This is a genomic window from Proteus sp. G4415, assembly GCF_963896075.1.
In the GTDB taxonomy this organism is placed as follows: domain Bacteria; phylum Pseudomonadota; class Gammaproteobacteria; order Enterobacterales; family Enterobacteriaceae; genus Proteus; species Proteus mirabilis.
Map to the genome: position 1 here is coordinate 1 of NZ_CAWQOK010000003.1, position 21,582 is coordinate 21,582.

General features: G+C 39.5%; 20 protein-coding genes. 7 read left to right on the forward strand and 13 right to left on the reverse strand.

Features of this window, described 5'->3' with window-relative positions:
* Positions 1-369 (forward strand): RNA-guided endonuclease InsQ/TnpB family protein (locus AACU95_RS00120; protein WP_161737134.1); only part of this gene is annotated, 369 nt, incomplete at its 5' end.
* A 60-nt stretch (positions 370-429) separates the two neighbouring features.
* Here the strand turns inward: AACU95_RS00120 and trpS are convergent.
* The 11 genes from trpS to AACU95_RS00175 form a co-directional block, all read right to left on the reverse strand.
* Positions 430-1,458, reverse strand: coding sequence for a tryptophan--tRNA ligase (trpS, locus tag AACU95_RS00125; RefSeq protein WP_004246627.1), 1,029 nt, complete (start codon positions 1,456-1,458; stop codon positions 430-432).
* Position 1,459: 1 nt separating this feature from the next.
* Positions 1,460-2,170, reverse strand: coding sequence for a phosphoglycolate phosphatase (locus AACU95_RS00130; RefSeq protein ID WP_004249859.1), 711 nt, complete (start codon positions 2,168-2,170; stop codon positions 1,460-1,462).
* On the reverse strand, positions 2,167-2,841 hold the full coding sequence (gene rpe, locus AACU95_RS00135) for a ribulose-phosphate 3-epimerase (RefSeq protein WP_004246629.1): 675 nt from the start codon (positions 2,839-2,841) through the stop codon (positions 2,167-2,169). Before rpe ends, AACU95_RS00130 begins: the two co-directional genes overlap by 4 nt.
* 44 nt (positions 2,842-2,885) lie before the next feature.
* Entirely contained in the window at positions 2,886-3,701 is an 816-nt protein-coding gene (dam, locus tag AACU95_RS00140) for an adenine-specific DNA-methyltransferase (RefSeq protein WP_004249858.1), read from the reverse strand.
* A gap of 81 nt (positions 3,702-3,782) precedes the next feature.
* A complete protein-coding gene (locus AACU95_RS00145; RefSeq protein ID WP_004246636.1) occupies positions 3,783-4,727 on the reverse strand; it encodes an SPOR domain-containing protein in 945 nt (314 codons plus the stop codon).
* Between the two features lie 154 nt (positions 4,728-4,881).
* Positions 4,882-5,976, reverse strand: coding sequence for a 3-dehydroquinate synthase (gene aroB / locus AACU95_RS00150; protein WP_161737135.1), 1,095 nt, complete (start codon positions 5,974-5,976; stop codon positions 4,882-4,884).
* 52 nt (positions 5,977-6,028) lie between these two features.
* A complete protein-coding gene (gene aroK, locus AACU95_RS00155; protein ID WP_012368596.1) occupies positions 6,029-6,550 on the reverse strand; it encodes a shikimate kinase AroK in 522 nt (173 codons plus the stop codon).
* Positions 6,551-7,130: 580 nt separating this feature from the next.
* Positions 7,131-8,246: a secretin N-terminal domain-containing protein gene (locus tag AACU95_RS00160; RefSeq protein WP_004246639.1), complete on the reverse strand. Its 1,116-nt coding sequence runs from the start codon at positions 8,244-8,246 to the stop codon at positions 7,131-7,133.
* Positions 8,247-8,252: 6 nt separating this feature from the next.
* The gene (locus AACU95_RS00165) at positions 8,253-8,786 is read right to left on the reverse strand and encodes a hypothetical protein (protein WP_012368595.1); all 534 of its coding nucleotides are present in this window, start codon (positions 8,784-8,786) and stop codon (positions 8,253-8,255) included.
* Positions 8,770-9,369: a PilN domain-containing protein gene (locus AACU95_RS00170; protein ID WP_012368594.1), complete on the reverse strand. Its 600-nt coding sequence runs from the start codon at positions 9,367-9,369 to the stop codon at positions 8,770-8,772. The genes AACU95_RS00165 and AACU95_RS00170 overlap by 17 nt, the downstream gene beginning before the upstream one ends.
* Positions 9,357-10,181, reverse strand: a complete 825-nt coding sequence (locus AACU95_RS00175) for a hypothetical protein (RefSeq protein ID WP_012368593.1) — start codon at positions 10,179-10,181, stop codon at positions 9,357-9,359. The genes AACU95_RS00170 and AACU95_RS00175 overlap by 13 nt, the downstream gene beginning before the upstream one ends.
* A 116-nt stretch (positions 10,182-10,297) precedes the next feature.
* Between AACU95_RS00175 and mrcA the strand changes: the two genes are divergently transcribed.
* Together mrcA and AACU95_RS00185 are read left to right on the forward strand one after the other, a co-directional pair.
* Positions 10,298-12,832 (forward strand): peptidoglycan glycosyltransferase/peptidoglycan DD-transpeptidase MrcA, encoded by a 2,535-nt coding sequence (gene mrcA, locus AACU95_RS00180; protein ID WP_012368592.1) that lies wholly within the window; start codon positions 10,298-10,300, stop codon positions 12,830-12,832.
* 333 nt (positions 12,833-13,165) lie between these two features.
* Positions 13,166-13,969 carry a MetQ/NlpA family ABC transporter substrate-binding protein gene (locus tag AACU95_RS00185; protein WP_004249852.1) on the forward strand — a complete coding sequence of 268 codons (804 nt, stop codon included), beginning with the start codon at positions 13,166-13,168 and terminating at the stop codon, positions 13,967-13,969.
* 89 nt (positions 13,970-14,058) lie between these two features.
* On the opposite strand, the gene nudE is transcribed toward AACU95_RS00185, so the two are convergent.
* Positions 14,059-14,616, reverse strand: coding sequence for an ADP compounds hydrolase NudE (gene nudE, locus AACU95_RS00190; protein WP_004246647.1), 558 nt, complete (start codon positions 14,614-14,616; stop codon positions 14,059-14,061).
* 355 nt (positions 14,617-14,971) lie between these two features.
* Between nudE and umoB the strand changes: the two genes are divergently transcribed.
* From umoB to pckA, 4 genes are all read left to right on the forward strand, one after another.
* Positions 14,972-17,080, forward strand: a complete 2,109-nt coding sequence (gene umoB, locus AACU95_RS00195) for a flagellar biogenesis regulator UmoB (protein ID WP_004249850.1) — start codon at positions 14,972-14,974, stop codon at positions 17,078-17,080.
* A gap of 73 nt (positions 17,081-17,153) precedes the next feature.
* On the forward strand, positions 17,154-17,567 hold the full coding sequence (gene hslR / locus AACU95_RS00200; RefSeq protein ID WP_004246651.1) for a ribosome-associated heat shock protein Hsp15: 414 nt from the start codon (positions 17,154-17,156) through the stop codon (positions 17,565-17,567).
* Positions 17,568-17,594: 27 nt separating this feature from the next.
* On the forward strand, positions 17,595-18,479 hold the full coding sequence (gene hslO, locus AACU95_RS00205; RefSeq protein WP_004246652.1) for an Hsp33 family molecular chaperone HslO: 885 nt from the start codon (positions 17,595-17,597) through the stop codon (positions 18,477-18,479).
* Positions 18,480-18,683: 204 nt separating this feature from the next.
* Positions 18,684-20,303 carry a phosphoenolpyruvate carboxykinase (ATP) gene (pckA, locus tag AACU95_RS00210; RefSeq protein ID WP_004246655.1) on the forward strand — a complete coding sequence of 540 codons (1,620 nt, stop codon included), beginning with the start codon at positions 18,684-18,686 and terminating at the stop codon, positions 20,301-20,303.
* 115 nt (positions 20,304-20,418) lie between these two features.
* Here the strand turns inward: pckA and AACU95_RS00215 are convergent, their stop codons facing one another.
* Positions 20,419-21,120 (reverse strand): pirin family protein, encoded by a 702-nt coding sequence (locus tag AACU95_RS00215; protein ID WP_004249849.1) that lies wholly within the window; start codon positions 21,118-21,120, stop codon positions 20,419-20,421.
* Between the last annotated feature and the right edge of the window lie 462 nt (positions 21,121-21,582).

A 21,582-nucleotide genomic window follows, 5' to 3' on the forward strand; every position in this document is an offset into this window, starting at 1 on the left:
TCTAAATCGGCAAAAGGTACGACAGAACGGCATGGACGGAACGTAAAAGCTAAATCTGGTTTATCAATACTGGAACAGGGCTGGTATGAAATGCGCCGTCAGCTTGAGTACAAGCAGCTCTGGCGAGGAGGTCAGGTACTGGCAATACCACCAGCCTACACCAGTCAGAAGTGCGCTTGCTGTGGTCATACAGCAAAGGAAAACCGCCAGTCACAAAGTCAATTCGAGTGCCTTGAATGTGGATATACAGCGAATGCTGATATCAACGGGGCACGTAACATTTTAGCGGCAGGACATGCCGTGCTTGCCTGTGGAGGAGACCGCCCGTCGAAGCAGGAACCCGCCGAGGTGATTCAGACATCAGTCTGAACGCAGTAGGGCTCCACGTCCTTTAGGGCGTGGAGGATGTCAACTGGCCTGTAATAACGATTATGGGTGAGCAATAAACCCAATAGCCTCATAAACCTTATCTAAGGTTGTTTGAGCGCGCGCTTTCGCCTTATCGGCACCTTCTTTCATGATTTTATTTAATAGTGCTTCATCATTACGGAAGGTGTTAAAGCGTTCTTGAATATTTGTCAGCATATCTGATACAGCCTCAGCAACCGCGCCTTTTAGATGACCGTACATTTTGCCTTCAAATTCAGCTTCGAGTTCAGGGATAGTTTTACCTGTTACACCCGCTAAAATATCTAATAAGTTAGAGACACCGGCTTTGTTTTCTAGATCATACGCAACGCGAGGTGGCTCTTCTGAGTCTGTAACAGCACGTTTTATTTTTTTCGCCGCCGCTTTGGGATCTTCAAGTAAAGCGATAACATTATTGCGGTTATCATCAGATTTAGACATTTTCTTAGCGGGATCTTGTAATGCCATCACGCGTGCCCCACCTTTTGGAATAAAAGGATCGGGTACGGTGAAAATGTCCCCATAGATGGCATTAAAGCGTTGGGCAATATCACGGCTTAATTCAAGATGTTGTTTTTGGTCAATGCCAACCGGTACTTGGTTGGTTTGATAAAGGAGGATATCGGCTGCCATTAAGACCGGATAATCAAATAATCCCGCATTGATATTTTCAGCATGACGAGCTGATTTATCTTTAAATTGGGTCATACGGCTTAATTCACCAAAGTAGGTGTAGCAGTTTAGCGCCCAGCCTAATTGTGCATGTTGTGGAACATGAGATTGTACAAAGATTGTGCTCTTTTCAGGATCAATGCCACAAGCGAGATAAAGAGCCAGTGTATCTAAGGTTCTTTTTCGCAGTTCGGTAGGATCTTGGCGTACAGTGATGGCATGTTGGTCAACGATACAGTAAATGCAATCGTAGTCATCTTGCATTTGTACCCACTGACGTAGTGCTCCCATATAGTTCCCGATAGTTAACTCACCAGAAGGTTGTGCACCACTGAATACAATAGGCTTTTGAGCCTTTTTTTCTACTGAAGTCGTCATGTTAGTTCTGTTCCACTGTTGTCATTGACGTAATATCAAGGATAGAGAGCAAATCAGCAAAATCGTCGAGTATAAAATCGGGTTTGCTATCTGCAATGGGTTCACCGTAGTTATAACCATAAGTTAACCCCACACAAGGGCACTGTGCTGCTTGTGCGGCGATAATATCGTTACGGGAATCTCCGACAAAAAGAAGCTCTTCTTTTTTAACACCAAACGTGCCCATTGTTAAATATAATGGCGCTGGATGGGGTTTTTTTTGTTTTACATCATCACCACCAAGCACCAATGAGAAGTCGTTGTCTATACCTAATTGCTTTAACAGTGGTTGGATAAAAGGAGTGGGTTTATTCGTCACTATGCCTAAGGAGAGAGAATACGAAGCAAGTTTTTCTAGTGTCTCTTTAACGTGTGGAAATAGATTGCTTCCTGTTTTGACAGAGTTTGCATAGCACTCATCAAAGAGATCACGTACCTCTTTTAATAAAGTATCGGTGACATCTTTAACACCACAATGGTGCAGGGCGCGCTTTAATAGCATATCAACACCATTACCAACCCAAATGGTGACATGGTGTTTATCCACTGTTGGGAAGCCTTTTGCTTTTAGTGCATAGTTTGTGGCTTCTGTTAGCCCAACAGCGCTGTCAGTTAGTGTACCATCAAGATCAAAAGCGATAGCACGAATACCTTTGAGTTTTTTTTCTGTCATTTCGATACCTTATCTAATTCTCGGCGCATATTGTCGATAACCTGTTTATAATCTGGCTGATTGAAAATAGCAGAGCCAGCAACAAACATATCCGCACCTGCTTGAGCAATTTCGGCAATATTATCAACTTTGACACCGCCATCAATTTCTAAACGAATGTCATAGCCACCATCATCAATCATCTTGCGAACTTGACGTAATTTATCGAGTGTCTTTGGTATAAATGATTGACCACCGAAGCCAGGGTTTACTGACATCAGAAGAATAAGATCTAATTTATCCATTACATAATCGAGATAGTTGAGAGGCGTGGCAGGATTAAGGACTAAACCTGCTTTACAGCCACAATCTTTGATTAATTGAATAGTGCGATCAACATGCTCACTGGCTTCGGCATGAAATGAAATATAGGTTGCTCCTGCTTGTGCAAAATCAGGAATAATACGATCAACCGGTTTTACCATTAAGTGGACATCAATAGGTGCTGTGATCCCGTAGTTGCGTAGCGCTTTACAAATTGGTGCACCGAACGTTAAGTTAGGGACATAGTGATTATCCATTACATCAAAATGAACCACATCAGCACCTGCAGCGAGCACTTTCTCCGTATCTTCACCAAGGCGGGCGAAATCTGCAGATAAAATAGAAGGGGCAATCAGAAAATCTTTCATCGCGTTCTCCTGACAACACTCCCATTGTCGGGAAGTGTTAACGATTATTTATATAAGGCTAGTAATTCGTTCACTTTGCTACGACCTAGTGTGTTGCTACTAATTGTTCTTCTGACTTTCACACTATGTAGCTCTTTCGCGTCTACATACCACTCTTTTGTTAACGCAGTTTCATGATTTGATATTAACACGGGTATCTGTCTCTCGTAAGCCAACATTGAGGCAAGTTGAGCTAGATGCTGTTGTTCTTGGAAACTAAAGCTATTTGTATGGTATGAGGTAAAATTTGCCGTCGGTGATAACGGTGCATAAGGTGGATCACAGTATACAACAGAACCTTTGGTGGCATTTGTCATGGTTGATGAATAGCTTTGGCAGACAAATAAGGCTTTTTGCGCTTTTTCTGAAAACCAAATCAATTCGTCTTCTGGAAAATAAGGTTTTTTGTAGCGACCAAAAGGAACATTATATTCTCCTTTGGAGTTGTAACGGCATAATCCATTGTAGCAATGACGGTTTAAGTAGAGAAAAAGTACACTGCGTTGGTATGGATCTGTTGATTGATTAAAGTCTTGTCGTAGTTGATAAAACTCTTCTGCATTATTCATCTGAGGAGTGAATAATAGTTGAGCATCCTTCATAAATTTTTCAGGATACAGTTTTACCGTATTATAGAGATGGATGAGATCGCTATTTATATCGGCAAGAATATATGAATCATATTCTGTATTTAAAAATACAGAGCCAGCACCCATAAAAGGTTCAATTAAACAGTTACCTTGAGGTAGATGACGCTTAATGTCATCTACCAAAGGGTATTTACCACCAGCCCATTTTAGGAATGCGCGTTTTTTTTTCATGCCGTCCAAATTTCTCAATCGTTTCAGAGTCGCCGATTGTACTCTGTTTCAGACAGCATATCAGCGGTGAACATCGTTAACTTATTTTTTTAGATCCTGATGAACATGTTTCATAGGTCTAACCCAAGGTTTTTTAGCTTGCACAGCCGCCGGTAATGAAGCCACGGCCTGTTTTGCTTCGCTTATATTACGATAGTTACCATAGATGAGTACATACCAAGGATTACCATTACGCTGGGTTTTATAAATAGCGTAGTTTCCATTAAGATTTTTTTTAGCGAAAGCTTCTAACGTATCTTGGCGACTCGCACCACTTAGCTGCAAAGTATAATTTGTTGCAGGAATGGCTGCTAGGTTATTTGCTGATAAGGCTCCTGATGCAACGGGTTTTGTGGTTGGTTTTGCCACAGGCTTAGTCTGTGTGGTTGCAGGAGGTGTTACCGGCTTGGTTGGTGTAGGTTTGACCTCTGGTTTTTGTGTTGGTGCCGGTTGCGGTTTGGTCACCGGAGTTTGTGGCGTTGTCGGTTGGTTTTGTGTATTTTGCTGTTGTTGATTAACAGCTTGGTTAACACCCGCTTGTTGTTGATTGAGTGAATCAACAATATCTCCTGGGATCTCAACACGTTGACCTTGAGAGTCAATCATTGGGGGGAGATTTTGAGATGGCTGCGTTGTAGGCTGCTGTATTTGTTGGCCCGTCAGCTCCTGAGGTGTAGATGTTTGATTGTCTGTTGATGTTACCGAAGGCTGAGACAGTTCAATATTCTTTTCTGTTCCTGTTGTTGAGGCCGTTGTTTCTTTATCACTGTCTGGTGATTTCAGCGCAGAGCTTATCGCAATAATTAAAAGAATGAGAACCAGTACCCCAACACCTATCATCATCTGTTGACGGGATACAGAGAAACGAGCATTTTTTAATGGGTTATTACGAGGTCGATTAGTGCGACGTTCGGGTCTATCCGAAGTATCAGGTTTGAGTGAGTTATCGCCACTCTTAATTTCATTTTCAGGTTTGAACTCGTCCATTATGCCCTCCGTCAGAGCGTCAAAAAGCGAAAGTTAGCCATTACCTCTAGTATAAGGATGAAACGCTTTTTCTGAAACGTCACATTTGAGATTATTAACCAGAATTTTCCTTAAATAGACTTTCCAGTTTATCTCTCGTTAGGTGATGGTATGCTTAATTTGCATTAATGCATGATGTTATCGCTTTATACACTTGTTCGCGAGAGATATCCGCACGTAGTTCTGATTGACCGATACCTTTTGGTAATACAAGGTGCAATTTACCCGCGGAAACTTTTTTATCTCGCATCATATGAGGTAAATAGTCTTCAGGTTGCATCTCATCAGGGCCATTGACGGGAAGATTTGCTTTTTTAAGTAATTGGATCACTCGCTGAGTTTCTGCCTGAGTAAATTGACCCAAATCTTGTGCGGTTTTAGCCGCCATAACCATACCCGCAGCGACAGCTTCACCATGTAGCCACACACCATATCCCATATGTGCTTCAATTGCGTGACCATAAGTATGACCTAAATTAAGTAAAGCTCGTAGACCACTCGTCTCTTTTTCGTCTGCTGCGACTACTTGTGCCTTAAGTTCACAGCAACGGCGAATACAGTAAGCCATGGCTTTAGGTTCAAGCGCTATCAGTTTATCAATATTGTTTTCAAGCCAGATAAAGAAGTCTTTATCTAAAATAATGCCATATTTAATCACCTCCGCTAAGCCTGATGACAACTCACGAGGAGGAAGCGTTGCAAGACAATCGAGATCGATAACAACAGATGCAGGCTGATAGAAAGCACCAATCATATTCTTACCCAGTGGATGGTTAACTGCTGTTTTTCCACCGACAGAAGAATCGACCTGTGATAATAACGTAGTAGGAACTTGAATAAAACGTACACCACGTTGATAACTTGCAGCCGCAAAGCCTGTTAAGTCACCAATAACACCACCCCCTAGTGCGAGCAGTGTTGTATCTCGATTGTGATTTTTTTCTAATAATGCAGTAAAGACATCATTCATTACCGTCAGGGATTTATACTGTTCCCCATCAGGTAAAATCACGCTATCAACCAAAACACCTTGTTGTTCTAAGGTGTTTGTTACCTTGTCTAGATAGAGCGGCGCAAGTGTCACATTTGTGATAATCATCACTTGTTGCCCTTTTTTTAAAGGTAAAAAGGTTTCAGGCTGGTGAAAAAGGCCAGAAGCAATGGTAATGGGATAGCTTCTTTCACCTAAAGTCACAGTGATTTTTTCCATAGCAACGGCCTTCTTCAAGTAGTCTTTACTTTCATCTCATCTAAAGAATTTATTAGTTTTTCTCTAATAATTCAATAATTTGATTTGCAACGATTTTTGCACTCTGATCATCAGTATGAATGGTGATATCAGCAATCTCTTCGTAAAGAGGATTACGCTCTTCTGCGAGGGTTTCCAGTACATCACGTACGGGTTCAACACCTTGCAATAAAGGACGTTTTTTATCTCGCTGAGTACGAGCAAGTTGTTTTTCAATGTTGGTTTCTAAATAAACAACAACACCGCGTGCTGATAGTCGGTTACGGGTTTCTCTTGATTTCACCGAACCACCACCTGTTGCCAGTACAATGCCTTGCTTTTCAGTAAGTTCGTTGATTATTTTTTCTTCACGTTGACGGAAGCCTTCTTCGCCTTCTACATCAAATACCCAACCTACATCTGCACCTGTACGTCGCTCAATTTCCTGATCGGAATCATAAAATTCCATACTAAGTTGTTGAGCTAACTGACGACCAATAGTGCTTTTGCCGGCACCCATAGGCCCAACCAGAAAGATATTACGTTTCTCTGCCATGTTTTTGGTATTACTAAGATATTCGTTAATGATAACCCGCCCCGCCAAATTCATTCAGCGACGGGACCTAAACTGAAATTTATGAGTGTTTATTTCATTCACGCCTGATAACGTGTGTATCTACTCTCATATTAAAACTGAGTTTTTTCAGTAGAACGCTATTAAATAACCACGTGTTGTCGCAAGCGACAACACAGGATAAAAATCCCTTTGCCTACAGTACATAACAAGATATGACCTATAAAAATTATATTATCTTTGTTGGCAATGCGGAGATTCTAACACAATTTAGCCGGAAAACCGCATCTGATCACTTTGTCTTTTCTGTCATCAGTTGATCAATATTACATATAAAAAGCCCTACCTCCAAGAAAGAGGAAGTGCATAAAATGTATCCGTATTATCGTTGTGATGTTTCAGGCCCACTCAATTAGCTAACCCTTGTAAGCTAAATCGTCCTCAGCGTCAAATCTATAAATAGAGATTATAAGAAAAAACAATGAATAACTTACAGTTTTATCTTGGCAGAAATAAGGTAATTGTTTGTATTATAATAAAAAAATAAATCACACTAAGAAAATTAGATTAATTTGGGTGTAATAAAAATAACCAATTCATGACGACTATGTTGGTCACGCTTATGGCTAAAAAGTATCCCTAGTAATGGCAGTGAAGATAAAAAAGGAATTTTTGCTGCATGCTGTTGCTGCTTTTGTTGAAATATTCCTCCTAACATCAGAGTCTCACCATCATGAATAGTAACTTCTGTCATTATTTCTTGTTTATCTATTGAAAGGTGTTCACTACCTCCTTGTACTAAGGCAATACCTGGTGTGTTTTGACTAATTTTTAATAGCAATCTAATTTTATTGCTTCTTTGAATGATCGGCGTTACCTCCATCCCCAAAACAGCCTCTTTAAATTCAACTCGGATGGTGTCGTTATCTCTGCTGACATAGGGAATTTCGGTTCCTTGCTTGATAGATGCCGTTTTTTCATGTGCAGCCGTTAATCGAGGACTGGCAATGATGGCGAGTTGTTTCTCTTGTTCTAAGGCGCTTAGTTCTAATTCTAAAAGGCGACTATTAATTCTGGCGATATTAAAGGCTATGTAATGTAAGGGGTTTTTTGTTTTTTGATGCAGTGCCAATGCGGCAAGAGAAGGTGCTGTGAGCGGTGCTGATGCTATGTTATGGGGTGTTGTAGTATTGTTTGATGTACCTTCTAAATTTGCCGATTTCATATTGAGTAATCCCCACTGCGTTCCTAACTCATTTAACGCATCCTGACTGCTACTGATGATATGTGCGGTAATATGCACCTGTTGCTGTGGTGTTTCTTTAATTTTTAACCAATCAGAAATTTCAGTATGTGCTTTTTCTGTATCAATAATGGATAAGCTATTTGAATCTTTATCTATGGCTATTCGTCCATGATCACTGAGTAATGAAATTCCATAGTTCGTTAACTGCTGTGCCACGGTGGTTACATCAGCATACTGTAGTGGGTAGATACGATGGTGTAATGTGCTGTTTTGGTGTTGAAGAGTTTCACTATTATCTGTTTTATCAATGAAATGGTGAGTGTTATTACTATCAATAGGTTGTTCTGGATAAAAAGGATCTCTGGATTGAGCAAAACCAGCAAAGCACAAAATAGATAGTAGTAACAGCAAATAAAAAAAGACGCTTTTCATAATATTTCACTCTGACTTCAAAGGCGCTAGAACATTTGGTGTCGTTATGTCGACTAAATTCAATTCAACTGAGAGTAAATCAGGGGGGATAGGCGAAATGAGCAGTGCAGAAAGAGCGCAACCTGCTTGATGTAGATGCGCTAATAACGTTAGTAATTGTGAGTAAGAGAGTGAAAAACGTAGCTTAAAACTATTATCGACACTATGTTGCCAACTATGAGGTATCAAGTGATGGTTATCGATTATCTGTTGTAAACGCTGATAGGCTGAGCCTGTTTGTGGTGGAAGTTTATAGTCATGTTGTAACGCTTTTAATAAGGCTATAGCAGGAGACGAATGCAATATCGACTGCAGTTGTTGTATCTGCGTTTGGTGTTGGCTAATAAGCTGTTGTTGCGCGGTTATGTCCTGCTGATAGCCCGAAAAGCTGAATAAATAACATAACAAACTCACTATTATAGAAGGGGCTAAACTTAAGAGTGCCTTTTGCCAAAAAGGTAAAAGGACGAAATAAATTACCCAATTAGTCTTTATTTTCATTGTTATCGACATCTTGTTCGCTATGCCTATGTTGAGATACTTGATATTGCCAACTCTGCCACTTACCAGAAAACCTTATTTCGCTGTAACGGGGATCTTGTTTGCTCTGTTGAAAAGAGGAGAGTGTTAATGATGTTAGGTTGGGGTGTTGGTTAACTTTAGATATAAAAGTAAGTGCCTGCTCACAAGGAAGCCGCACCTGAAGCGAAAATGTTGCATCATTTTCAGAAAACTGCGCGATATAACCTTCCGTAGGGAGCAGTGTTTCTAGTGCTTGAAAGAAAGCGAGGTAACTTAAATAGTGAAGCCAATGTTGATAATAATGCCAATAACGCTGTTGATATAAGCGGGTGACTTTCTGTTCATGTTGGTCATTGTGATATTGCTTTTGTAGTGAGTACTCACGTTTTTGATATTGTGATTGTAAAAGTGAGAGTGTTTTTACTTGTTGTACTAAATAATAAGCGTAGTAACCGCAAGCACTGAATGTAATAACAACGAGTATCATGCTCCAATAAAGCCACCGTTGTGCTTGATGTCGATATAAGGCTTGACGCCAAGGAAGAAAATTTATTTGATACATGCTGTCTCCCAAGGACGCAAAGCTAAACCAATGGCAATTAGAGGTAGCGTCTTTTTGGGCGGTATAGACATAAATAGCCGCTCTTTTTGGGTTGGCCAAATAGGCATTTGTTGGCGAAAGTATTCTGCATTGTCACCTGAGAAATAACATTGCTCCTGTGGCCAATGATGCTTGATGAGTAATTGCTGTAATTGTTTTTCTTGCTCTTGGTGGTCTTGATAAGAAAGAGTACCGTAATGGGGCATCTCTTTATCTGCACAAACCCAAAGCATTTGATTATTTTGACAAAAAATTAATATGCTGTGAGGCGATATGTTGAGATGTGTGGCAACATAACGCAACGCACAAGCTGGAATATCAATCGCAGTGATGGTTAAGTTTATTTTGGCGAATAAGGCAATATAAGTCTCTATCAGTGTCTTGTTATGTAAATGGATGGCGAGATGTTGGTTATGTTGCCGATAATCGAATTGTACCGCTTGTTTGGTGACTTGTTGATGAGATGTGGCTCGGAGTTGTGCTAATCGATAATAGGCTGCTGGTGTCAGGGAAATCAGGTTAGATAAAGCAATGGTATGATAACTTGCCACTGTATCGGGTAATGCCAGTGCAACACGGTTGATTGGCGGTAGAGATTGTTGCCATCGTTTTAAGATAGTTCTTAAATTTATATCATCTATATTATCATTAAGAGGTAAAGGGAATTGCCAAAATGCATTGATCTTCCATTGCTTATTCTGCTGAAATACTAAAACGGCATTGATATGATTGATATTAATTTCAATACCAATCTGATAATTATCTGTTTTCATAAATGATATCCATATCTATTGAACGTGTAATAGCCTATTTTCCAAGAGGCGTTACCTTTATACTACGCACTGTTTGTTTATAAACTGCCCAATTCACATTACATGGGAAATTTAAGGTGAAGTTCTTAAAATATTTTTTCATCTTCGTTTTTGCTTGCATAATTTTGGGAGCAGCCTCGATATATGGCATGTATAAATATGTCGAGCCTCAACTACCCGATGTCGCGACATTAAAAGATGTTCGTTTACAAACTCCTATGCAGGTCTTTAGCGCAGACGGAGAGTTAATGGCGCAATATGGCGAAAAACGTCGTTTGCCTCTTACCTTGCAGGAGATGCCTCCGCAATTAATTAATGCCTTTATTGCCACTGAAGATACGCGTTTTCGTGAACATCATGGTATTGACCCTATTGGCATCTCTCGTGCTGTTGTTGTTGCGTTAACATCGGGGCAAGCATCGCAAGGTGCCAGTACCATCACGCAACAATTAGCGCGTAATTTCTTCTTAACACCTGAGAAGAAATTAATGCGTAAAATCAAAGAAGCCTTTTTGGCTATCCGTATTGAGAAAGAGCTTACTAAAGATGAGATCTTGGCACTTTATCTCAATAAAATTTATCTAGGAAATCGCGCTTATGGTGTGGGTGCTGCTGCATATGTTTACTTTGGTAAAAGTGTGCATGATCTTAGCTTAAGTGAGATGGCTGTTATTGCAGGTTTACCTAAAGCCCCTTCGACACTAAACCCACTTTATTCGTATGATCGTGCCTTAAAACGCCGTAATTTAGTGTTACAACGCATGTTGGAAGAGAACTATATTACCCGCGAAGAGTATGACAGTGCTAAAGCTGAGCCTATTGTGGCTAAATATCACGCCCCACAAATTGATTTTTCAGCGCCTTATTTGACTGAAATGGTCAGAATGGAGATGTATCAGCGCTATGGCGAAAATGCCTATACGGATGGTTATAAAATTTACACTACAGTTATCCGCAAAGATCAATTAGCCGCTGAACAAGCGCTACGTAATAATGTTATTGATTATGATATGCGCCATGGCTATCGCGGTGCTCAAGAGGTGCTGTGGCATGCAGGGCAAACTCCTTGGGATGATAAAGCCATTAACGATAAGCTAAAGGGTATACAGACTTATGGCCCATTAATCCCCGCAGTGGTGTTATCCGCTGATGCTAAAGAAGCTCAGGTGGTATTAAAAAATGGCGATAAAATAACACTCGATTTAAAAGCGGTTCGTTGGGCGCGTAAATTTATTTCTGATACGGCTCAAGGGGCCACGCCGAGCAAAGTTGATGCTGTTGTACATGCTGGTGAGCAAATTTGGGTACGACAAAATAGTGAAAACGATTGGTTATTAGCACAGCTTCCTGAGGTTAATGCAGCTTTTGTCGCATTAGATCCACTTAATGGCGGTATTATTGCGCTGGTGGGAGGTTTTGATTTTGAATTGAGTAAGTTTAATCGCGTATCTCAATCGTTACGTCAAGTTGGTTCAAATATCAAACCTTTCTTATATGCGGCAGCATTAGATAAAGGGTTAACATTATCGACATTACTAAATGACTTACCTATTAGTCGTTGGGATGCGGGAGCTGGAACTGATTGGCGCCCTAAAAACTCACCACCTACTTATGCAGGGCCTATTCGTTTACGTCAAGGTTTAGGTCAATCTAAAAACGTAGTTATGGTGCGCGCTATGCGGGCGATGGGGGTTGATTACGCTGCAGATTATCTATTGCGTTTTGGTTTTCCTAATCAAAATATAGATAGAACAGAGTCATTAGCTTTAGGCTCACCTTCATTTACACCAATGCAAATGGCTCGAGGTTTTGCGGTAATGGCAAATGGTGGGTATCTCATTGAGCCATATTTTATTCAGCGTATTGAAAATGCTGATGGTGAAGTGATCTTTACTGCTGAGCCGAAAGTCGCTTGTCCTGAATGTACCGATATCCCCGTGATTTATGGTGATACTACGCGCTCTATTGCATTATCTGATGATTATATGGAAAACGTCGCACAATCTCAGCAAGCGCAACCGGCAGAAACGGCGCCTGATATTGAGTTAGAGCAAGCACCTCTTGCTGAAACAGTCAAAGAAAGCCCATATGCTCCTCATGTGATAAGTACGCCACTGGCGTTTCTAATGCATGATGCGTTAAGAACCAATCTCGTTGGTGAGCCGGGATGGTCTGGTACAGGATGGCGTGCATTGCGAGATTTAAAACGTCAAGATATCGGTGGTAAGACAGGAACGACCAATAGCTCTAAAGATGCTTGGTTCTCTGGATATGGTGCTAATATTGTGGCGACTGCATGGATTGGTTTTGATGATAGTAGTCGCAATTTAGGGCGAACTGCCGCAACGGGTGGTGAAGCGGGTGCCAAAACGGCACAACCTATTTGGAATGACTTTATGAAAGTTGCTTTAGAAGGTGTTCCGGTACAAATGATGCCGATGCCAAAAGGCGTTGTTGCTGTTCAAATCGATCGCAATACCGGTAAGTTGGCGGGAGATGGACCATCAATGAAAGAGTATTTTATTGAAGGCACTCAGCCAACAGAAAAAGCAAAAAGTGAAGTGGGTACACGGATCTTTGAGGATAATGGCGAATCTAACGAGCTATTTTGATTAATATAATAAACAAAAAGTTAGATTAAATAGCGATCTAACGAATAACTAAAGCGGGATAACAGATTGTTTTTCCCGCTTTTTGTTATCTAATAAATAGATATAGATACATCTCATCTTCCAACATGAAAATATTTCATGTTTTGTGTGTAAATCTATTTTGATCTCTCCACTCTTTCCCGTTATAAATAACTATCTAAACGTCTAGATGTCTAAATACGTGTTGTTATATAGTATAAGTAGTCCCCTTGATAGCATAATAAAAACATTAAACTTAATAATAACAATAAGTTATAAATAATAAGAGTGACATGGTCGATTATTGGAGAGAAGATGAGAAAATTATTATTAGTGGTGCTTTTGGCCTGTACTTCATTGGTTTTAACCGCTTGCTCACCAGATGAAGGTGATAAACCGTTAAAAGTGGCAATAAATACAGGGCCAGATCAGCAAATTTGGGATGAAGTTGTTAAGCTGGCAAAAGAAAAGCAGGGATTAGATATCAAGGTGATCACCTTTAATGACTACGTGTTACCTAATGAAGCTTTGCGTAATAATGATGTTGATGTGAATGCGTTCCAAACCGTACCTTACTACGAAGCTCAAAGCAAAGAGCGTGGTTATCAATTTGAAATCATAGGTAAAACCTTTATTTTTCCTATTGCAGCTTATTCAAATAAAATCAAAACCATAGAGGCGCTTCCTGATGGTGCTACTGTCGCTATTTCTAATGAAGCAACCACCCTAGGTCGTAGTTTATTATTACTGCAGGCTCAAGGATTGATTAAATTAAAAGATGGGGTGGGGTATTTACCAACGACACTTGATATTATTGAAAACCCTAAGAAACTTAAATTTGCAGAAATTGATACACCACAACTAACTCGTACGTTAAGTGATCCTAATATTTACCTTTCCATCATCAATAATAACTTCTCTTCACAAGTGGGATTATTAGCCAAACGAGATGGTTTATTTATGGAAAATACCGATTCTCCTTATGTTAATTTGATTGTTGCCAGAGCCATAGACAAAGATAACGAACGATTAAAAAAACTCGTCGCGGTTTTCCAAAGTGATGAAATTTTGCAAAAAGCGCAAGAAGTTTATAAAGGTGATGCGGTGAAAGCGTGGTAACGCGCTATTTTCTAATAAAAAGAGATGATAGATATCAAGGCCTCCCTATTTGGTGGCCTTAATTTTATCTGGATATCGCGAGCCAATTATTATTTTGGACAAACTTGTTGCAAATAACGTTGTGCTAAAAAGAGTGCACTGACATTACGAGCTTCGGTAAAGTCGGGATGATCTAATAAGTCCATCATCTTGGCGATAGGCCAACGTATTTGAACTAACGGCTCAGGCTCATCGCCTTCTAATTGTTCAGGATAGAGATCTTGAGCAATAACAATGTTCATTTTGCTGGAAAAATAGGAGGGCGCCATAGACAGTTTAGCTATCTCGGTTAAAGAGCCGGCACCGTAGCCAATTTCTTCTTTTAATTCACGATTGGCCGCTTGTAATGGGGTTTCACCCGCATCAATAGCCCCTTTGGGAAAGCCAAAGTCATAATTTTCGATGCCAACAGCATATTCACGAATAAGGATCAGGTCATCATTGATGATAGGGACTATCATTACCGCTTCCCGGTTAGCGGGTTTCATTCGTTCATAAATACGTTTTTCGCCGTTGCTAAATTCCAGATTAACGGATTGGATCTGAAATAACCGAGAACGGGCAATGTTATCAATATTGAGTATATTCGGTTTTTTTAGTTCTTTCATAACAGCCCCTGATAGGAATAGAGATTAACCTGAATTTAACACATTAATGATAAAATAAATCCAACAATTAGATTTAGCTTTTTAGTGAAAATTGAGTACACTCCGCTACTAAACCCAGTTATTGATTGATTTTTTGGGAGTATTATTATTTATTGATGCGCTATTTTATCTGAAAATGGCATGGTTGGCGGATATAAAATTGATAATATATATAAATTATAACGCAACAACACAAATATAATTCATTGTATTTTAATAAAAAAATAGAACTAAAGAATAGGAATTGCCTTATGTTAGGTGGCATTTCAAATTTGTTATTGTTACTAAGCAACACCAGCATGAGTATGGGGAAAAAATGAGATTATCAGTCATTATATTGGCTATCTTCATGATTAGCCTATTTATAATGGCCGCCTTTCTATTCTTTAAAAGAAGGCGGCTTGATGGCTCATATCATCTTCCATCCCTCGCCAAACCGACTTACCGTAAACTAACACAAGATGATTATGGGGTAATTAGTGACTATTTGTCCTATTTTGGCACCTCTAAGTTTTCTTCTGGGTATTCGTTACAAAACTTTCCTGAAATACCCACTAAAGGTGAAGTCGTTACGACACTGCGTAATATTGTTAATCGGTTTGCGGGATCATCAGAGGGGCTCAATCATTGGCGCTATTACATTGATGCGGTAGAGATCCATATTCCTCCATTACTGGTGCCTTATCTGCAACAAGAAAATGTCCTCGATGTCGTTTGTACTCCTTCTATCCCCATTGTCATTGGTGTGAATGGCCATTTTCTTAAAGATGAAAAATCACATTTTTCTGCGTTAAGTTTAAAACAACTTTCTGAACCCATACTGTCAAATGGCACTTCCACTATCCAGAAAAATGAAGGTGATGCGGCGCATTTATTACATATTCGCCAAGAAACCAACGAAGAGTATCGGTTACATCATTCTTCAGGTTTTTGGAATGGCTCGTTAATTTGCTTAGGGTTAATCTTATGGTTAACGGCATTAATGATGCCACAAGTCTTTCTCCCTTGGATAATGGCTGCGGGAGGGACTTTTCTTGTTTTAGGCTTGTTTCTTATTTATCGACCCATCATCAAATCACGAAAACAAGAAGTACAATGTTTTAAAGGGCGTTTAAAACGCTGGGGACTGTTTGGTAATTTTGATCATGGGCAGGTAAAAAATATTTCGTTGGGGGGAATTGATTTAGTTTATCCTCCACATTGGGAACCTTATATTCAAAATGATATTGATAAGGTGACCTATTTAGAAATGTATCCTAATCATCATGTTATCAAGCAAGGGCCTTATTTATCATTGCATGATGAAGAAAAAAACTATCCGTATAAGCGTTACATTAAAAATATTATCTTTGTTGTTTGTAGCCTATTTATTATAGGTATGCTGTATCTCTATCAACCGTTATCATTATCAATGAAGTTAACTTTTTCATGGATAAAAGAGAGTGAACCTCATTTAGTGACTAACTTTACGGAGTTAGAAACGGCCAAGTTGCATGTAGGGGATATTATTCAGGCCAAAGGTGTCGGAATGTGTTATATGCCTCCAAACCTTTCCAGTAAGAATAATAAAACAATATTTGCACCTTTTGATTGTTCGGGGATTTATTGGAACAACAGCAACCCAATGCCAATGCCTGAGTCTAGTACGATTGAAAAAGCGGCAGCATTATTATATTTGGTTGAAGAGCAGCTACACCCCGTTTCTAACAACCGTGTAAACCCAAGCTTAGGTCAAGCTATTACTAAATCTGGCATGAATCTTTTGGATAATTTTGATGGCATTATCTTGAAAACACAAGATTTATGCCCGAGAGAAAATGAATGTATTCGGCTTAAAATGGCCTTGGTAAACCTAAGTAATGTCAATGATTGGCCATCATTAGTTCAACGTGCAGAAAGTGGCAAATTAACAGGAACCAATGTTTTATTACGTGCTGTTAGTGCTGAGGCCTTGGAAAAGCTCGTTGACACCACCACATCATCTTTTATCTACCGAGAAATAGATAAGGCCGCAATACTGTTAAATAGTCCACCACCGGGTGGTGTGCTTTTAATCAGTGATGAAAGAAAACAGCTCGTTGATTATGCTTCAAATACCAACTCTGTATTTGAACCTACACCATTAGAGCAATGGCGAGAATTACAGCGATTATCTGATATTTTATTACACACACCTTTTAATACTGGAGGTGTAATAACGGGGATGGTAATTGATGCGAATGGCACGTTACAAATCTTTTTGCATAGCATGCCTGACTCAATGACCCTGTTATATTATATCGGTAATACGTTATTATTATTCTTTGCTATTGGATTTTTGATCCTGAATTTATTTTTTATCATCCGGCGCCGGCGACAAAATAATCAACGCATGCATAAAATCAGTCAATATTACGAGCACTGTTTTTATCGCCCTCCTCAGTAAGTTCCTTGTTGTGGAAGGCAATGTGTTTACTCTATCGCCTTCATGAAGAAGTTGAAGTTAAGGAGAGAAAGGGATGAGTCAACCATCGCAAGAAAGCGCTGTCCGTTTAGATAAATGGCTTTGGGCTGCACGTTTTTATAAAACGCGTGCCATTGCTCGCACTATGATTGAAGGGGGTAAAGTCCATTACAATGGTGTGCGAGGCAAGCCAAGTAAAAATGTTGAAGTTGGGGCTGAAATACGCTTACGACAAGGTAATGATGAACGGACAGTTACAGTCTTAATGGTGAGTGCACAGCGCCTAGGGGCGGCCCAAGCACAATTGCTCTATTGTGAAACACCAGAGAGTATTGCCAAGAGAGAAAAAATCGCTCTAGCAAGAAAAATGAATGCGTTAACGATGCCTCATCCCGAACGTCGACCTGATAAAAAGGAAAGACGCACCTTACTTCGCTTGAAACAGACAAATTTACCAGGATCGGATTAAACCGCTCCCCAGCAATGAGAGAAGATTATGTCTAAAAAAGACGCTTTATCACGCTTTTTATTTGAAAAAAGCGCGGTACGTGGTGAATTAGTTACCGTAACGGAAACCTATCAATCAATACTTGAAAATCATCATTATCCTGAGCCAGTTCAACACCTGTTAGGTGATTTATTGGTCGCGACAAGTTTGTTAACAGCTACGCTGAAATTTGATGGTGATATTACCGTTCAATTACAAGGTGATGGCCCAGTACGATTAGTGGTTATTAACGGCAATAATGAACAACAGATGCGCGGTGTTGCACGTTTTAGTGATGATGTTAAAGCCGGTAGCAGCTTAAAAGAGATGATGGGCAATGGCTTTATGGTTATTACCATCACACCTAAAAAAGGTGAGCGTTACCAAGGTATTGTAGCGTTGGATGGTGAAACGATAGAAGCTTGTATTGATAACTACTTTAATCAATCAGAGCAGTTACCTACCCGTGTCTTTATCCGCACAGGTCTGCAAGATGGAAAAGCGGCGGGTGCAGGTATGTTATTACAAGCCTTACCTGCGAGTGCAGAACATAGTGCTGATGAGACAGCAGAACACTTTGAGCTATTAACACAACTTACGCACACCATTAAGGCTCAAGAGCTGTTTACACTTGATACTAAAGAGATTTTACATCGCTTATATCATGAAGAAGATGTGACATTATATGATCCACAGCCGATAGCGTTCCATTGCACGTGCTCTCGTAAACGTTGTGAAGATACATTAGTAACATTATCTAAAGAAGATGTAGCTCATCTGTTACAAGAACAGGGTAAAATTGATATGGAGTGTGAATATTGCGGTGCTCATTATATCTTCACTGAAGAAGATATTAATAATATCAATAAATTATCTAGCTCTAATTTGCACTGATTCGATTTAGCAACGTAAATCACCCTAAAGGACGCTATTTTGCGTCCTTTTTTATTCAACAATTTTTCTGTAGATTTGTGCATTAGTTCTCGTTATTAACATAAAAAAAATATAAATTTTCAAAATATTGATAACAATCGCTGTTAATTAGTTGTAACACCTTAATAATGCTCATAGAAAAGCCTATTTATCAGGAGCAAAACTATGAACGTTAAAGGTCTTACCCCTAAGGATCTCGAGCAGTACGGTATTCATGACATTAGTGAAGTCATTTATAACCCTAGCTATGACTTATTATTTGAAGAAGAAACTAAGCCAGGATTAACAGGTTATGAGAAAGGCACATTAACCTCGTTAGGCGCTATTGCTGTTGATACGGGGATTTTTACTGGACGTTCTCCGAAAGATAAATACATTGTTCGTGATGATGTTACTCGTGATACTGTGTGGTGGGCTGATCAGGGCAAAGGTAAAAATGATAATAAACCACTTTCACCGCAAGTATGGGCTGATTTAAAATCATTAGTTACTGAGCAGCTATCAGGCAAACGTTTGTTTGTCGTTGATGCCTTTTGTGGTGCTAATGCAGATACGCGATTAAAAGTGCGTTTTATCACCGAAGTGGCTTGGCAGGCGCATTTTGTTAAGAATATGTTTATTCGCCCTACGCAAGAAGAGTTAGAAAATTTTACACCTGACTTTATTGTGATGAACGGTGCTAAATGTACCAATCCAAATTGGAAAGCGCAGGGATTAAACTCTGAAAATTTCGTTGCTTTCAACTTAACTGAACGCATTCAGTTAATTGGTGGTACTTGGTATGGCGGAGAGATGAAAAAAGGTATGTTCTCTATGATGAACTACTTCCTGCCATTAAAGGGTATTGCTTCTATGCACTGTTCGGCAAACGTTGGCGAAAGTGGTGATGTAGCCATTTTCTTTGGTTTGTCAGGGACAGGTAAAACGACATTATCAACAGATCCTAAGCGTAAACTGATTGGTGATGATGAACATGGCTGGGATGATGATGGTGTATTCAACTTTGAAGGAGGTTGTTACGCTAAAACTATCCATCTATCAAAAGAAGCTGAGCCAGATATTTACGGTGCCATTAAACGTGATGCCTTATTAGAAAATGTCGTGGTATTAGCAGATGGTAGTGTTGATTTTGATGACGGCTCAAAAACAGAAAATACCCGTGTATCTTATCCAATCTATCATATTGATAATATTGTCAAACCGGTATCGAAAGCGGGTCATGCTAAAAAAGTCATTTTCTTAACCGCCGATGCCTTCGGGGTGCTACCTCCGGTTGCTCGTTTAACACCCGAGCAAACACAATATCACTTCTTATCAGGCTTTACTGCGAAACTTGCTGGCACAGAGCGTGGTGTGACAGAGCCAACACCGACATTCTCTGCGTGTTTTGGGGCAGCATTTTTATCACTCCATCCAACACAATATGCTCAAGTGTTAGTAAAACGTATGCAGGCTTGTGGAGCACAAGCTTACTTAGTGAATACGGGCTGGAATGGTACGGGCAAACGTATTTCAATTAAAGATACTCGAGCGATAATTGATGCCATTTTAAATGGTGATATTGATAAAGCGGAGACTCAAACTCTGCCTGTATTTAATTTGGCGATCCCAACAGCGCTTCCTGGCGTTAATAGCGAAATTTTAGATCCTCGAGACACCTATGCGGATAAAGCACAATGGGATGTTAAAGCGGACGATCTTGCTGATCGCTTTGTGAAAAACTTTGATAAATATACTGATACGCCAGTAGGGCAAGCGTTAACAAAAGTGGGCCCTAAACGCTAGTTATTGGTTTTATTGATAAAAAATTCCCTGAGATGAAAGACATCTCAGGGAGTTAACAAGAAAACAAAGTGAAATAAATTGTTTGAGAAAAAGTGGCTTTAGGTTGGTAGCCCAACTATGCTGTTACAGGAGGTAAGTCAAACAGCAAGACTTCACTGTCTTCATCACCAACGAAATAGATAATATCTTCATTCGCGATGGCGATGCCATCACTGGTGGTCGCAATAATGTCATTAATTGCTATCTTTCCTTTAACGACTTGCAACCAAATATTTCTTCCTGCTTCTGGCTGATATTGTGCCTCTTCTCCTTTTTTTAGGTTCCAACGCCACAGCGTCATATCTTGGAACACTTTTAACGAGCCATCACGTGCATCTGGTGACAAAATAAGCTGTTTACTCTCTGTGGTATTAAAACGACGTTGATCGTAACGTGGTGTAATACCGGTGGTATCAGGCATGATCCAAATTTGATAAAAATGCAGGCCTTTATCACTATTTGGGTTGTACTCGGAATGAGTGATACCTGTACCTGCGCTCATTATTTGAAATTCACCGGCGGGTACATTTTCTTTATTACCCATACTATCTTTATGCTCAATATTACCTTCAAGCACATAGGTTAAAATTTCCATATCTTTATGAGGATGGGTACCAAAACCCTCACCGGGCATCACTCTATCTTCATTAATGACGCGTAAGGCGGAAAATCCCATAAAGTTAGCATCGTAATAGCTTGCGAAAGAGAAGGTATGCCAGCTATCTAGCCAACCATGATTAGCGTGGCCTCTTTCATTTGCTTTGCGTAAATAAATCATAATGTGTTTCCTTCTCTAAAGTTGTTGAACACAGTTTACGCAATTAAGCTAAGTAAAAAAGCGGAGGAATTTAATCTGAGGATCCAAATAATTTGAATAAGGGAGCATTGAATTGATACTGTGAATATATAAAGTATGAGGCTACTATTACTTAGGTATTAATTGAAACTTCTTTCAGGAGGGGGCTTCTTATCTTTTCTTTTAACTAGCTCTGAAGTAAAAATAATCGCTAAATAAGTTTAGATTATTACTTTCTGAAAATGTAAGTGATTAGTTTTTTTATTTTTATTTTTATAAATACATATGTTATTTTGTTTGCTAGATATAGACTACCAAATGAATGGTATGCGCTAAATATATAGATAAAAGATATCATCCCACCGCTAAGTGCAATTTTATATTTTAGAGGTAAGTTTTCGTTGTTGATAAAAACTAATGAAATCAATGAAATAAACAAAATAA